Below are 14,826 nucleotides of genomic sequence, written 5' to 3' on the forward strand. Positions count from 1 at the left end.
CCTGTTTACTGTGTGTTCGAGGACGCTTCACTGTCGTCTTCGAACCAGGGCGCACGGGCAGTCATGATCAGTGCCGCTGCGCGCGCTTCGTCCAACTCCTCGATATCGACCAGATCGTCGACAGACTGCTCGGCGAGATCTTCCATGGTGACGATGCCGCGGCTGGCCAGTTTGAAGGCCAGATGGCGCTCCATACCCTCCATTTCCAGAAGGTCGTCCGCCGGTTGGGCGCCGTCGAGCGCCTCTTCCGAGGCGATCGCCATCGTCAGCAGTTCGTCCTTGGCGCGTGCGCGCAGCTCTTCGACCAGCTCTTCATCGAACTCTTCGATTTCGAGCATTTCGTCGAGCGGCACGTAGGCGACTTCTTCCAGGGTGGTGAACCCTTCTTCCACCAATAGGCGTGCCACGTCTTCGTCCACGCCAAGATGCGCAACGAAGGAGTCGACGAGACTATCGATCTCCTGCTCGCGCTTGGACTCGGCCTCGTCCTCGGTCATGACGTTGATCCGCCAGCCGGTGAGTTCCGAGGCCAGGCGCACGTTCTGACCGCTGCGGCCGATCGCCTGGGCGAGATTGTCCTGGGCGACGGCGACGTCCATGGCGTGGGCGTCTTCATCGACCAGAATCGAGGCGACGTCCGCCGGCGCCATGGCGTTGATGACCAGCTGCGCCGGATTGTCGTCCCACAGCACGATGTCGACCCGCTCGTTTTGAAGCTCGGAGGAGACCGCCTGCACCCGCGAGCCGCGCATGCCGACACAGGCGCCGACCGGGTCGATACGCCGGTCGTTGGTCTTGACCGCGATCTTGGCACGTGAGCCCGGGTCGCGCGCCGCGCCCTTGATTTCGATGAGCTGCTCGGCGATCTCCGGCACCTCGATCTTGAACAGCTCGATGATGAACTGCGGATTGGTGCGCGAAAGCTGCAGCTGAGCGCCGCGGGCCTCCGCGTCGACCGTGACCAAAAGCGCCCGGACCCGCTCGTTCATGCGGTAGCGCTCGCCGTGGATCATCTCGCTGCGCGCCAGAAACGCCTCGGCGTTCTCGCCAAGGTCGATGATCAGGCCGTCGCGGGTGGTCTTCTTGACGATACCGGCGACCAGCTCGCCTTCGCGGTCGGCGTACTGGCGAACCACTTCGGCGCGCTCGGCTTCGCGCACTTTCTGCACGATGACCTGTTTGGCGGTTTGCGCGGCGATACGCCCGAACACGGCGTTCTCGATCTTCTCTTCGACCACGTCACCGAGCGCCAGCGGCGGGTCGCGCTGCTCGGCGATGCTCTGCTTGATTTCGTAGTCCGGCGTTTCGAACTCGTCATCCTCGACCACCGTCCAGTAGCGGAAGGTGTCGTAGTCGCCGCTGCGGCGGTCGATGGCGACGCGCACATTGGCTTCTTCCCGATCGAAGCGCTTGCGCGAGGCGCTTGCCAGCGCCGCCTCGACCGCCTCGAAGATCACATCGCGTGAAACGCCTTTTTCATTGGAGATCGCGTCCACGACCATCAAGATTTCTTTACTCATGCGTATGCCTCGCCAGTAAACCTGTCCTTTGTGCCTCGCCCAAGCCGGGGGGGCCGCCGTTTTTTTAGTCGTCGAACTGCGGGACAATGTGTGCAGCGTCGATACTTTCGATCGGAAAGCAGTACTCTTCGCCGTCGATCTGGAGCAGCACCTCGTCGCCCTCCACGCCCGCGAGCAGCCCCTGGAACTTGCGCCGGCCATCAAAGGCGCTGCGCAGCTTGAGCGCCACGTGATGGCCCTGAAAGCGGGTGAAGTGGTCCAGGGTGTAAAGCGGACGCGCCATGCCCGGTGACGAGACTTCGAGGCGATACTCGCCGGGGATCGGGTCTTCGACATCCAGCACGGCGCTGACCTGGCGGCTGATATCGGCGCAGTCTTCGACGCTAACGCCGCTTTCGCGCTCGATATAGATCACAAGCCGTGAATGCTTGCCCTGGGAAAGATGGTCGATGCCCCAAAGCTCGAAGCCCATGGCGGCAACAACAGGCTCGATCAGCGCGTGCAGCGCTGCATGTTTCGTGGCCACAGACGAAGCTCCTTTAGCCGTTGCATCAGGCACCTGGCCAGGAGTCGTGAGAAAAGCTAGGTGGCTGATTGGCGTTACCTGAAAATGTGCCCGGGCCGTCGGCGGATGCCGGCGCGCAGGACACGCTTGGCTCGCAAAAAGCTACTCTTGAATCTGTCAGTAGACGCTACTAACAAAAAGCCCCTTCACAGGAAGGGGCTTTTCAAAGAAACCTGTAACACCATTTCGACAAAGCGGTGAACGTTATTGCCAGCGAGCCTGAAACTCTTCATGCCGTGCAATCACCGATTGTAGAAGATGGTAGCGGGGACCGGATTTGAACCGATGACCTTCGGGTTATGAGCCCGACGAGCTACCAGACTGCTCCACCCCGCATCAATCTAGATGAGCGATATTAGCGCTTTATTCGACTTTCGTCAAGCGCCGTTACCGGCTCGAACTCCTGAACGCTTTACTGATTGACCCAGCAACTGCCTGGATTGATCAGTGGTGCCGAAGGCGGGACTTGAACCCGCACGACCGTAAGGTCACTACCCCCTCAAGATAGCGTGTCTACCAATTCCACCACTTCGGCATCAGGGGAGGCTAAATGAAAGCGGCGTCAATCACTTACTCGCCGTTTCCCTCTAGCACTGGCGCAGTATTATCCACACTATCCGACCCTTCGTCAAGCGTTGGTACGCTCTGTTGTTGTTCGATCAGCTGCGAGTCCGGAATACCGGCCTCCGGCGACTGCCCCGCTTGCGTGGCGAAGTACGCCAGCGCCATGGAGGTGACGAAAAAACCCGCCGCCAGTACGCCGGTAGTGCGCGAAAGGAAGTTACCGCTGCCGCGGGAGCCGAACACCGTTTGCGAGGCGCCGCCGCCGAAGGAGGCCCCGGCATCGGCGCCCTTGCCCTGCTGAAGCAGGATGAGCACGACCAGCGCGATCGCGATGATCACGTGAACCATTAAAATTGCAACCTGCATGACGTTATCCTGCTGACTGACAAATAGTGAGAAAATCGTCGGTCTTGAGCGAAGCGCCGCCCACCAGACCGCCGTCGATATCCGGCTTGGCAAGAAGCTCGGCCGCGTTGGCCGCGTTCATGCTACCGCCGTAGAGAAGTACCAGCGACTCGCCAAGCCGAGCGCCGTGACGCGAGAGGTGCGCGCGAATCCCGGCCATCACCTCCTGAGCCTGTTCGGGGCTGGCGGTGCGCCCGGTGCCGATCGCCCATACCGGCTCGTAGGCGATGACGACACGCTCTCGCGCCGCGGCGTCGAGAGCATCGAACACCGCGTCGACCTGAGCGAGCACCACCGTCATGGTGCGATCGGCCTCACGCTCTTCGAGCGTTTCACCGACGCACAGAATCGGCGTGAGATCGTGGCCGAGCGCGGTGTTGACGCGCCCAAGGATCATTTCGTCGCTATCGCCGTAGAGCGCGCGGCGCTCGGAGTGACCCACCAGCACGTAGCGAACGCCGAACTCGTTGAGCATCGGCGCGCTGACCTCGCCGGTATGCGCCCCGGAGACCTCGACGTTGAGCGTCTGCGCGCCGAGCGCAAGTGGCGTGGTCTCGAGCGTGCGCTGCGCGGCGTCCAGATAAGGGAACGGCACGATCAGCGCCGCCTTCACGCCCTCGGGCAGCGCCTCGGCGGTGAAGGTCTCCGCAAACGCCTCCAGAAGTGCCCGGGAGCCGTTCATCTTCCAGTTACCGGCAATCAGTGGTGTGCGCATGGGTATCCTCGTTCAAGGTGGAGCGAAATGGTATAGGAGCGGCCCTGTCAAGACAACCGCCAGAACAATCGCCAGAACAATGGCCGTCGACGCGCGAAGGACCGCTCCAGCGCTAGCCGAGCAGCGCTTCGACGCGCTCGGCCAGCCGATGCGCCAGCGCCTGGACGTCCAGGTGCGCACGGCCTTCGACCATCACTCGAATCAGTGGCTCGGTACCCGAGGGGCGCAGCAGCACCCGGCCCTGATCGCCAAGCTCGGCCTCGAGCTCGCTGACCGCCTCGTTCAGCGCCGGCGCGTCCATGACCGCTTTCGCATCGGTGCCGCTTGGCAGGCGCACGTTGACCAGCGCCTGGGGCACCTTCTCGAACCCCTTGAGCAGTGCGGCCAGGGTTTTCTGCTCGCGCATCATCAGCGCCAGCACCTGAAGCGCCGAGACCACGCCGTCGCCGGTGGTCTGCACGTGGGCGCAGACGATGTGGCCGGAGGATTCGCCGCCCAGATCCCAGTCGTTGGCGGCCATCTTCTCCATCACGAAGCGATCTCCCACCTTGGCGCGCTCGAAGGGAATGCCGAGATTGTCCAGCGCCATGGCCAGGCCGAAGTTGCTCATCAGCGTGCCAACCACGCCGCCCTGCAACAGGCCGCGGTCGAAGCGGTCGCGGGCGATCAGGTAGAGAATGTCGTCGCCGTCGACTTCACGGCCGTCGGCATCGACCAGCAGCACCCGGTCGCCGTCGCCGTCGAAGGCGACCCCGAGATCCGCGCCCTGCTGAATGACCGCCGCGCGCAGCGCCGCCGGGTGGGTCGAGCCCACCTGCTGGTTGATGTTGAGCCCGTTGGGCGAGGCGCCGATCACGCTCACCTCGGCGCCCAGCTCGCGGAACACGCTCGGGGCGATGTGGTAGGTCGCGCCGTGGGCGCAGTCGAGCACTACCGAGAGCCCGTGCAGGCTGAGCCGGTCCGGCAGCGTCGATTTGCAGAATTCGATATAGCGGCCGGCGGCGTCGTCGATACGCGACGCCTTGCCCAAGCGGTCGGCCTCGACGGTATCGAGTGGTGCCTCGAGCATCGCCTCGATCTCATCCTCCACTTCATCGGCGAGCTTCTTGCCTTCGGCGGAGAAGAACTTGATGCCGTTATCGGCGAACGGGTTGTGCGAGGCGGAGATGACGATACCCGCATCGGCGCGGAAGGTGCGGGTGAGATAGGCGATGCCCGGGGTCGGCATGGGGCCAAGTAGCGAGACGTCGACCCCGGCAGCGGAGAGCCCCGCTTCCAGCGCAGACTCGAACATGTAGCCCGAGATGCGCGTGTCCTTGCCGATCAGCACGCGGGTGCGGCCCTTCTCCCGGCGCAGCACCTTGCCCGCCGCCCAGCCCAGCTTGAGCATGAAGTCCGCGGTGATGGGCGCCTGCCCGACCGTGCCGCGAATACCATCGGTGCCGAAATAACGTCGTGTCATGAGAGAGATTCCTTGTAATTCGATGGTTCGCAGCCTTCCTGCAGTACCGCCCAGGCCATGGTCACGGCATCGACCGTAGCGCCGACATCATGTACCCGGAGTATTTTCGCGCCGCGCTCGACCGCTATCGCCGATAGCGCCAGGCCGCCGGCCAGGCGCTCCTCGACCGGGCGCCCCAGCACCTTGCCGATCATGCTCTTGCGCGACATGCCGACCAGCAGCGGCAAGCCCAGCGCCTCGAGCGAACGCATTCGATTCAGAAGGCGCAGGTTGTGCTCCACGCTCTTGCCAAAGCCGAAGCCAGGGTCGAGCAGCAGCTGCTGACGGCTGATGCCGGCGGCCTCACAGGCGCTCACGCGCTCGCCAAGATACTCGGCGACCGCGGACTCGATGGGCACGTCGTAGCGCGGGGCGTGCTGCATGTCCTGAGGCTCGCCCTGGCGGTGCATCAGGCACACCGGCAGACCGCTCGATGCCGCCGCCGAAAGCGCCCCTTCACGCTCGAGACCGCGCACGTCGTTGATCATGCTCGCCCCGCGCACGGCACACTCGCGCATCACCCGAGCGCTACTGGTATCCACCGAGACCAGCGCGTCGAGTTCGCGCACCAGCGCCTCGACCACCGGCGCGACCCGGTCGAGCTCCTGCTGTTCGGGCACCGCGTCGGCACCGGGGCGGGTCGATTCGCCGCCAACGTCGATCACCGCGGCGCCTTCAGCGAGCATCTGCTCGGCGCGGCGCAGCGCATCGTCCAGCGCCACGTGGCGGCCGCCGTCGGAAAAGGAGTCCGGGGTAACGTTCAGAATGCCCATCACGCGGGGAAAGGAGAGATCCAGCCGGTGGCGGCCACACTGAAGAGAGGCGGCCCGCTCCGGGGTCGGGTCGGGGGTAGCGATCGATGTCATGAAAAAGCCCAGAAGGTAAAAGCATTGCGGCTCGATGGCGCCCAGCATACCAAAAAAAAGGCGCCCCGCGGGGCGCCTCGATGATGGTCTTTACTATCCGTTCAGGGACCGGCCGGGCCGCCCAGCGGATCGGACGGGCGACGGCGCGGCTCGTCGTCGTCCTCTTCGCCATCGTCGTTTGATTCGTGGGTATCCGGCTCGTCGGCTTTCGGCCGAGGCTTGTCGCCGCCAACCGGGGTGCCGCCGCCGGAGGAGTCGCCGTCATCCCAGCCTTCCGGCGGGCGCGGCTCCTTGCCTTCCATGATGTCCTTGAGCTGATTGGCGTCGATGGTTTCGTACTTCATCAGCGCTTCGGTCATGGCGTCGAGCTTGTCGCGGTTGTCGTGCAGGATCTGGCGCGCCTGCTCGTAGCAGTCGTCGATGATCTTGCGCACTTCCTTGTCCAGGCGCGTGGTGGTTTCGCCGGATTTGAGCTTACCGCCGCCTTGACCCGGGCCGCCGAGGAACTGGTGCGACTCGTCCTCGTCGTACATGATCGGGCCCATCTCGTCAGAGAGCCCCCACTTGGCGACCATGTTGTGGGCAAGCTCCGTAGCCCGCTTGATGTCGTTGGAAGCCCCGGTGGTGACGCCGTTGGCGCCGAGCGTCATCTCCTCGGCGATACGGCCACCGAACAGCGAGCAGATCTGGCTCAGAATCTGCTGGCGCGAGAGGCTGTAGCGATCCTCTTCAGGCAGGAACATGGTCACGCCGAGCGCGCGGCCGCGCGGAATGATCGTCACCTTGTAGACCGGGTCATGCTCGGGCATGACCAGACCGATGATCGCGTGGCCGGATTCGTGGTAGGCCGTGTTGAGCTTCTCCTTGTCGGTCATGACCATGGATTTGCGCTCGGCGCCCATCATGATCTTGTCCTTGGCGAGCTCGAGCTCCTCCATGCCGACCAGACGCTTGTTGCGCCGCGCGGCAAAGAGCGCTGCTTCGTTGACCAGGTTGGCCAGGTCCGCGCCGGAGAAGCCGGGTGTGCCGCGGGCGATCAGCACCGGCTTGACGTCATCGGCCAGCGGCACCTTGCGCAGGTGCACGCCGAGGATGTGCTCGCGGCCACGAATGTCCGGCAGGCCAACGGTCACCTGACGATCGAAGCGGCCCGGGCGCAGGAGCGCGGGGTCGAGCACGTCCGGGCGGTTGGTTGCAGCGATGACGATGATGCCTTCGTTGGCTTCGAAGCCGTCCATCTCGACCAGCAATTGGTTCAGCGTCTGCTCGCGTTCGTCGTTGCCGCCGCCCATGCCGGCGCCGCGCGAACGGCCAACGGCATCGATCTCGTCGATGAAGATGATGCAGGGTGCCTGCTTCTTGGCCTGCTCGAACATGTCGCGCACCCGCGAGGCGCCCACGCCGACGAACATCTCGACGAAATCAGAGCCTGAGATGGAGAAGAACGGCACCTTCGCCTCACCGGCGATGGATTTGGCCAGCAGCGTCTTACCGGTACCCGGAGGCCCCACCATCAGCACGCCGCGCGGAATGGTACCGCCCAGGCGCTGGAATTTGGTCGGGTCGCGCAAAAAGTCGACCAGCTCCTCGACCTCCTCTTTCGCCTCGTCACAGCCGGCGACATCGGCGAAGGTGGTCTTGATCTGATCCTGGGAGAGCAGTTTGGCCTTGGACTTGCCAAAGCTCATCGGCCCACCTTTACCGCCGCCGGCACCGCCCTGCATCTGACGCATGAAGAACATGAAGATGGCCAGTATCAAGAGAATCGGGAAACTGGCGATCAGCAGGCGCATCCAGATGCTCTGCTGCTCCGGCTCCTTGCCCACCACGGTGACGTTGTTGCTCAACAGGTCATCCATCAGCTTAGGGTCTTCCGCCGCCGGCCGAATGGTCTGGAACTGAGAGCCGTCGGTACGCTCACCCTGAATGGTGTAGCCGTCGATGGTCACGCTGCGGACCTGTTGATTTTGCACCTGCTGCACGAACTGGGAGTAGTTGGTGGACTGCGGTGCGCTTTCCGTACTGAAATTGTTGAACACTGTCAGCAGCACGGCCGCAATGACCAGCCACAGAATCAGGTTCTTCGCCATATCGTTCAAGGGGCTACCCTCATTACAAGAATCCGTCAGTTAACCGTCGTTACTCAGACCTTACACTAGAGCACTCCGTTCAACCATTGCCAAAGCACGTTTGACTTTGGGCCATCCGTGTCGTAGCGGCCAGGAGCCCGCATGACACGCCCTGCGCCTGCCGAAACGGCAATCGCCTTGAGCATAACTTTTACTCGCTAGCGCTGGCCGCGAAACCCCTGGGCCAGAAAGTAGACCTCCCGCGAGCGAGCGCGCGAGGCGCCGGGTTTGCGCGTCACCACGCGATCGAACGAGCCCTTGAGCTCCTTGAGGTAGGCGTCGAACCCCTCGCCCTGAAACACCTTGGCCAGAAAGGTGCCGCCCTTGGGCAGCGTTTCCCGCGCAAGCTCGAGGGCGAGCTCGACCAGATACATCGCCTGGGGCTGGTCGATGGCGGCCATACCGCTCATATTGGGGGCCATGTCCGACATCACAAGGTCGACCGGGCGATTACCCAGCTTTTCGAGAATCGCGTTCAATACGCTCTCCTCGGTGAAGTCGCCCTGGACGAAGTCGACCCCGGCCAGCGCGTCCATTTCGAGAATATCCGAGGCGATCACCACGCCCTCGATGCCGACCTTTTCGGCGGCCACTTGGCTCCAGCCGCCGGGGGCGGCGCCCAGGTCGATCACCGTCATGTTGGGGCGAAAGAGCCTGTCCTTTTCATCGAGCTCCAGCAGCTTGTAGCTTGCCCGCGAGCGGTAGCCATCCTGCCAGCTCTGCTTGACGTACTGGTCGTCGAAGTGCTCTTTCATCCAGCTGGCGCTGGTTTTACTCACCGAGCGCTTGGAACCTGGGGGCTTTTGCTGCATGGGGCGTCTACATCTGGGGTGTGGAGGTAATTGTGCGAAAGGGCCGGGCGCGGCGCTTTCACTCGACGGCGTTTCGCCGTAAGATGGAGCGTTAAGCGCAAACCGGGATACCGCAAGATACCATGAGCTTGTCACAGGCACAAAAGAAAGCATTTCGCAGCATCGGCCACCACCTGAACCCCGTTGTCACGGTGTCCGAGAACGGTCTCTCAGAGACCCTGCTCGCCGAGCTCGACCGCGCGCTCAGAGACCACGAGCTGATCAAGATCAAGCTCGCCCTGACCGAGCGCGACGACCGCGCGGCGGCGGTTCAGGAACTGACCAACGAAAGCGGCGCCGAACTCATCCAGACCATCGGCAAAATGGCGCTGCTCTACCGCCGTAACCCGAAGGCCAACCCGAAGCTCTCCAACGTGACCCGCTTCGAGAACCACCACGGCCGCCACTGAGTTCGACGCAGAGTCAATCTGCCAAGCCGTCGGCATCGAAAAAGCCCGGGTAGCAGCGCTACCCGGGCTTTTTCATGCGCGATCGATCGCGCTTTAGACGTGCTCGACGCTTTCGATCTCGTACTCGACGTCGCCGCCGGGGGTCTTGACCACCACCACGTCGCCCTCTTCCTTGCCGATCAGCGCGCGGGCAATGGGGGAGGTGACCGAGATGCGCCCGGCCTTGATGTCGGCTTCGTCTTCGCCGACGATGCGGTAGGTCACTTCGGCGTCGCTATCCAGATTGAGAAGCGACACCGTGACCCCGAAGATCACCTTGCCGGTCTTCGGCAGCTTGGTGACATCGATCACCTGGGCGCCGGAGAGCTTGCTTTCGATCTCCTGGATTCGCCCTTCGATGAAACCCTGCTGCTCGCGGGCGGCGTGATACTCGGCGTTCTCCTTGAGATCACCGTGCTCCCGCGCCTCGGCGATCGCCGCAATCACCGTGGGGCGCGCTTCGCCCTTCAAGTGATTGAGCTCTTCGCGAAGGCTTCTCTCGCCCGCGACGGTCATCGGGACCTTGTTCATTGACTTGCTCCTGCGTGCAGATCCTGAAGGCGCCGCACCGTGATCTCCCGGCCGTACTCCAGCGCCATGCAAACGGCATTGGCGCCCGCCAGGGTGGTCGCATAGGGCACCTTGCGCGCGAGGGCAGTACGGCGAATGATCGAAGAGTCGTTGATGGCTTGACGACCTTCGGTGGTATTCACGATATAGGCGATCTCGTCGTTCTTGAGCGAATCGACGATATGGGGGCGGCCTTCATATACCTTGTTGACGTGCTCGACCTCGAGGCCCGCAGCTTCCAGCGCCGCAGCCGTTCCACGAGTGGCACATAGCGTAAAGCCCAATGTTAGCAGAGAACGCCCGACTTCGATAATCCCTTCCTTGTCCGGCTCGCGCACGGAAAGAAACGCCTTGCGCGGGCCATCGAGGGCCGGAATCGCCTCGCCGGCGCCGAGCTGCGCCTTGAAGAACGCCTCGGCGAAGGTGTCGCCAGAGCCCATCACCTCACCGGTGGATTTCATCTCCGGCGAAAGGATCGGGTCGACCCCCTGGAACTTGTTGAACGGGAACACCGCCTCTTTCACGCTATAGAAGTGCGGCACGATTTCGCGCTCGAAGCCCTGGGCGGCAAGCGTGACGCCCGCCATGCAGCGCGCCGCCACCTGGGCGAGCGAGGTGCCGATGCACTTGGAAACGAAGGGCACGGTGCGCGAGGCGCGCGGGTTGACCTCGATGACGTAGATCTCGCCGTCCTGCCAGGCGAGCTGGACGTTCATCAGCCCCTTCACGCCGAGCTCCACCGCCATGCGTTTGACCTGGTCGCGCATCTCGTCCTGCACATCCGCCGGCAATGAGTACGGCGGCAGCGCGCAGGCGGAGTCACCGGAGTGAACGCCGGCCTGCTCGACGTGCTGCATGATGCCGCCGATCACCACCTGCTCGCCGTCGGACACCGCGTCGATATCGACCTCGACCGCCGCGCTCAGGAAATGATCCAGCAGCACCGGTGAGTCGTTGGAGACCTTCACCGCGTTGGTCATGTAGTTTTCGAGCTCGGAGGCGTCATAGACGATCTCCATGGCCCGGCCGCCGAGCACGTAGCTCGGGCGCACCACCAGCGGGTAGCCGATGGTCTCGGCCTTGGCAAAGGCCTCGTCGAAGCTGCGCGCGGTGGCGTTGGGCGGCTGCTTGAGGCCCAGCTTGTCGATCATCTGCTGGAAGCGCTCGCGGTCCTCGGCGCGGTCGATGGCGTCCGGCGTGGTGCCGATGATCGGCACGCCCGCCGCTTCGAGCTCGCGGGCGAGCTTGAGCGGGGTCTGGCCGCCGAACTGGACGATCACGCCGACCGGCTTCTCTTTATCCGCGATTTCGAGCACGTCCTCGAGGGTCACCGGCTCGAAGTAGAGCCGATCCGAGGTGTCGTAGTCGGTGGAGACGGTTTCCGGGTTGCAGTTGACCATGATGGTCTCGTAACCGTCGTCGCGCATGGCGAAGGCGGCGTGAACGCAGCAGTAGTCGAACTCGATGCCCTGGCCGATGCGGTTCGGCCCGCCGCCGAGCACCATGATCTTCTGACGATCGGACACGTCCGCCTCGCACTCCTCCTCGTAGGTGGAGTACATGTAGGCGGTGCTGGAGGCGAACTCGGCGGCGCAGGTGTCGACCCGCTTGTAAACCGGGCGAATGCCGGCTTTCTGGCGGGTCTGGCGGAACGCCTTTTCCGAGACGCCGAGAAGCTTTGAAAGCCGCGCATCGCCGAAGCCCTTGCGCTTCAAGCGGTAGAGCTCCTGGGCGGTGAAGTCAGAGAGCGTGCGCTCGGCAACCGCCTTCTCGGTCAGCACCAGATCCTCGAGCTGGACCAAAAACCAGGGGTCGATGTTGGTCAGCGAGAAGACGTCATCGACGCTCATGCCGCTGCGCATGGCGTCGGCCACGTAAAAGATACGCTCGGCGCCGGCGGCCTGCAGCTCGCCCTTGATCAGCGCCATGTTGTCGTCGCTGAAGTCGGTGACGATCGGGTCGAGCCCGTCGTTGCCGGTCTCCATGCCGCGCAGCGCCTTCTGCAGGGACTCCTGGAAGGTGCGGCCGATCGCCATCACCTCACCCACCGACTTCATCTGGGTGGTCAGGCGGTCGTTGGCCTGGGGGAACTTCTCGAAGGTGAAGCGCGGAATCTTGGTGACGACGTAGTCGATCGACGGCTCGAAGGAGGCCGGGGTCGCGCCGCCGGTGATGTCGTTTTGCAGCTCGTCGAGGGTGTAGCCGACGGCAAGCTTGGCGGCGATCTTGGCGATCGGGAAGCCCGTCGCCTTGGAGGCGAGTGCCGACGAGCGCGATACCCGCGGATTCATCTCGATGACGACCAGGCGGCCGGTCTTCGGGTCCATGCCGAACTGGACGTTGGAGCCGCCGGTCTCGACGCCGATCTCGCGCAGCACCGCCAAAGAGGCGTCGCGCATGATCTGATACTCCTTGTCCGTCAGCGTTTGCGCCGGGGCCACGGTGATCGAGTCGCCGGTGTGCACGCCCATCGGGTCGAAGTTTTCGATCGCGCAGACGATGATGCAGTTGTCGTTCTTGTCCCGAACGACCTCCATCTCGTACTCCTTCCACCCCAAAAGCGACTCGTCGATCAGAAGCTCGTGGTTGTTGGAAAGCTCGAAGCCTCGGGTGCAGATCTCCTCGAACTCCTCCTTGTTGTAGGCCACGCCGCCGCCGGAGCCGCCCATGGTGTAGGAGGGGCGAATGATGGTCGGAAAGCCGAGCTCCGCCTGGATCTCCCAGGCCTCCTCCATGGTATGCGCAACCTTCGCCTTCGGGCACTCGAGACCAATGCGCTTCATCGCCTGGTCGAACAGGTCGCGGTCTTCCGCCATGTTGATGGCGTCGGCATTGGCGCCGATCATCTCCACGCCGTGCTTTTCGAGCACGCCGTGCTTCTCAAGGTCGAGAGCGCAGTTGAGCGCGGTCTGGCCGCCCATGGTGGGCAGGATGGCGTCGGGCTTCTCCGCCTCGATGATCTTCTCCACCGCCTGCCAGGTGATCGGCTCGATATAGGTGGCGTCCGCCATGGTCGGGTCGGTCATGATGGTGGCCGGGTTGGAGTTCACCAGTACGACGCGAAAGCCTTCCTCACGCAGCGCCTTGCACGCCTGGGCGCCGGAGTAGTCGAATTCGCAGGCCTGGCCGATGACGATGGGGCCGGCGCCAATGATGAGAATGGTGTTGATATCGGTACGCTTGGGCATAACGGTTCCCGCAAAAAAGTGACGATGGGCTCGATGTGAACGTTTACAGCGCCGGTCGGATCAGCGGCGCGCCTGCATCATGGCAATGAAGCGGTCGAACAGCGGCGATACGTCCTTCGGGCCGGGGCTCGCTTCCGGGTGGCCCTGAAAGCTGAACGCCGGGCGGTCGGTGCGCTCGATGCCCTGCAGCGTGCCATCAAAGAGCGAGCGGTGGGTGGCGCGCAGGTTCGCGGGCAGCGTCGCTTCATCGGCGGCGAAGCCGTGGTTCTGGCTCGTGATCATCACCGTGCCGGTGTCGAGATCCTGCACCGGGTGGTTGGCGCCGTGGTGGCCGTGGCTCATCTTCACCGTTTTTGCACCGCTTGCCAGCGCCAGCAGCTGATGGCCCAGGCAGATGCCGAACACCGGCGTCTCGGTTTCGAGAATTTCGCCAATCGCCTTGATGGCGTAGTCGCAGGGCTCCGGGTCGCCGGGGCCGTTGGCCAAAAACACGCCGTCCGGGTTCATCGCCAGCACCTCGTGTGCCTCCGTCTGCGCCGGCACCACCGTCAGGCGGCAGCCGCGGGCGGCCAGCATGCGCAGGATGTTGAACTTCACCCCGTAGTCATACGCCACCACGTGGTAGGGGCGCTCGCCCTGGGTGGTATCAGCGTAGCCCGCGCCCAGGGTCCACTCGCCTTCGCTCCACTCATAGGCCTCTTTGCAGGAGACCTCCTTGGCCAGGTCCATTCCCTTGAGCCCGGGGAACGCTCGCGCCGCTTCCAGCGCCCGCTCGACGGCGTCGTCGCCTTCGGCCTCAGCGCCTGCCAGAATCGCGCCATTCTGCGCGCCCTTGTCACGCAGGATGCGCGTCAGGCGGCGGGTGTCGATATCGGCAATGCCCAGCACGTTCTGGCTTTCCAGATACTCGGAAAGGCTCTGGCGGCTTCTAAAGCTGCTCGCCATCAGCGGCAAATCGCGAATCACCAGCCCCGCCGCGGCGATGGAGGCGGACTCCACGTCTTCCGGGTTGATACCGGTGTTGCCGATGTGCGGGTAGGTGAGGGTGACGATCTGGCGGGTGTAGGAGGGGTCGGTGAGGATTTCCTGGTAGCCGGTCATGGCCGTATTGAACACCACCTCCCCGCTGGTGACGCCGTCAGCGCCGATGGCGATGCCGTGGAACACGCTGCCATCTTCCAGGGCCAATATCGCGGGTTTGCTCAATGCGGGGTTATTCAAGGCAAGTTCTCCCATGCTGGTGGGAGCCTGTGGGCGCAGGCTCGGCGATCCGGTGTCGGCGTTTGCGGGCAAACGTCGGGTCGTAAAAAAGCGGGACGAAGCCGATAAGAAAAATCGGTTTCATCCCGCTTGTTGTTCTTGCGTGACGGGGCCTGGTGGAGCGAACGGCATTTCAAGTGAGGCCAGTGCAACAAGCAAAGCTTCGCCGTTTATTTTCTGCTCACATGCCACCGCCCGGCCAAAATTTTTGGAATGTTACAGCATTTTCGCCACCCAGGCTAG

12 protein-coding genes and 2 tRNA genes are annotated in these 14,826 nt (G+C 63.5%); 1 reads left to right on the forward strand and 13 read right to left on the reverse strand.

Features of this window, described 5'->3' with window-relative positions:
- Positions 1–5: 5 nt before the first annotated feature.
- From nusA to rlmE, 10 genes are all read right to left on the reverse strand, one after another.
- Positions 6–1,520: a transcription termination factor NusA gene (gene nusA, locus ACGK9R_RS16430; protein ID WP_394583276.1), complete on the reverse strand. Its 1,515-nt coding sequence runs from the start codon at positions 1,518–1,520 to the stop codon at positions 6–8.
- Positions 1,521–1,584: 64 nt separating this feature from the next.
- The gene (gene rimP / locus ACGK9R_RS16435; protein ID WP_394583278.1) at positions 1,585–2,046 is read right to left on the reverse strand and encodes a ribosome maturation factor RimP; all 462 of its coding nucleotides are present in this window, start codon (positions 2,044–2,046) and stop codon (positions 1,585–1,587) included.
- Positions 2,047–2,344: 298 nt separating this feature from the next.
- Positions 2,345–2,421, reverse strand: a tRNA-Met gene (locus tag ACGK9R_RS16440).
- Positions 2,422–2,533: 112 nt separating this feature from the next.
- Positions 2,534–2,620: transfer RNA gene (locus tag ACGK9R_RS16445), tRNA-Leu, on the reverse strand.
- A gap of 35 nt (positions 2,621–2,655) precedes the next feature.
- The gene (gene secG, locus ACGK9R_RS16450) at positions 2,656–3,015 is read right to left on the reverse strand and encodes a preprotein translocase subunit SecG (protein ID WP_394583280.1); all 360 of its coding nucleotides are present in this window, start codon (positions 3,013–3,015) and stop codon (positions 2,656–2,658) included.
- A 4-nt stretch (positions 3,016–3,019) separates the two neighbouring features.
- Entirely contained in the window at positions 3,020–3,769 is a 750-nt protein-coding gene (gene tpiA, locus ACGK9R_RS16455) for a triose-phosphate isomerase (RefSeq protein ID WP_394583281.1), read from the reverse strand.
- A 112-nt stretch (positions 3,770–3,881) separates the two neighbouring features.
- Positions 3,882–5,231 (reverse strand): phosphoglucosamine mutase, encoded by a 1,350-nt coding sequence (gene glmM / locus ACGK9R_RS16460; RefSeq protein WP_394583283.1) that lies wholly within the window; start codon positions 5,229–5,231, stop codon positions 3,882–3,884.
- Positions 5,228–6,136, reverse strand: a complete 909-nt coding sequence (gene folP / locus ACGK9R_RS16465; RefSeq protein WP_394583285.1) for a dihydropteroate synthase — start codon at positions 6,134–6,136, stop codon at positions 5,228–5,230. The genes glmM and folP overlap by 4 nt, the downstream gene beginning before the upstream one ends.
- Before the next feature lie 101 nt (positions 6,137–6,237).
- Entirely contained in the window at positions 6,238–8,235 is a 1,998-nt protein-coding gene (ftsH, locus tag ACGK9R_RS16470; protein ID WP_394583287.1) for an ATP-dependent zinc metalloprotease FtsH, read from the reverse strand.
- Between the two features lie 188 nt (positions 8,236–8,423).
- Positions 8,424–9,077, reverse strand: coding sequence for a 23S rRNA (uridine(2552)-2'-O)-methyltransferase RlmE (gene rlmE / locus ACGK9R_RS16475; RefSeq protein ID WP_394583289.1), 654 nt, complete (start codon positions 9,075–9,077; stop codon positions 8,424–8,426).
- Between the two features lie 122 nt (positions 9,078–9,199).
- On the opposite strand from rlmE, the gene yhbY reads away from it, so the two are divergent.
- Positions 9,200–9,526 (forward strand): ribosome assembly RNA-binding protein YhbY, encoded by a 327-nt coding sequence (gene yhbY, locus ACGK9R_RS16480; protein ID WP_394583291.1) that lies wholly within the window; start codon positions 9,200–9,202, stop codon positions 9,524–9,526.
- Between the two features lie 93 nt (positions 9,527–9,619).
- Here yhbY and greA read toward each other — a convergent pair whose 3' ends face one another.
- The 3 genes from greA to carA are packed head-to-tail and all read right to left on the reverse strand — an operon-like array spanning position 9,620 to position 14,529.
- On the reverse strand, positions 9,620–10,096 hold the full coding sequence (greA, locus tag ACGK9R_RS16485) for a transcription elongation factor GreA (protein WP_394583293.1): 477 nt from the start codon (positions 10,094–10,096) through the stop codon (positions 9,620–9,622).
- Positions 10,093–13,323 carry a carbamoyl-phosphate synthase large subunit gene (carB, locus tag ACGK9R_RS16490; protein ID WP_394583295.1) on the reverse strand — a complete coding sequence of 1,077 codons (3,231 nt, stop codon included), beginning with the start codon at positions 13,321–13,323 and terminating at the stop codon, positions 10,093–10,095. Before carB ends, greA begins: the two co-directional genes overlap by 4 nt.
- Positions 13,324–13,383: 60 nt before the next feature.
- Positions 13,384–14,529, reverse strand: a complete 1,146-nt coding sequence (carA, locus tag ACGK9R_RS16495) for a glutamine-hydrolyzing carbamoyl-phosphate synthase small subunit (protein ID WP_394583339.1) — start codon at positions 14,527–14,529, stop codon at positions 13,384–13,386.
- Positions 14,530–14,826 lie beyond the last annotated feature (297 nt).

Source organism: Halomonas sp. HNIBRBA4712 (assembly GCF_043558675.1).
In the GTDB taxonomy this organism is placed as follows: Bacteria; Pseudomonadota; Gammaproteobacteria; order Pseudomonadales; family Halomonadaceae; genus Vreelandella.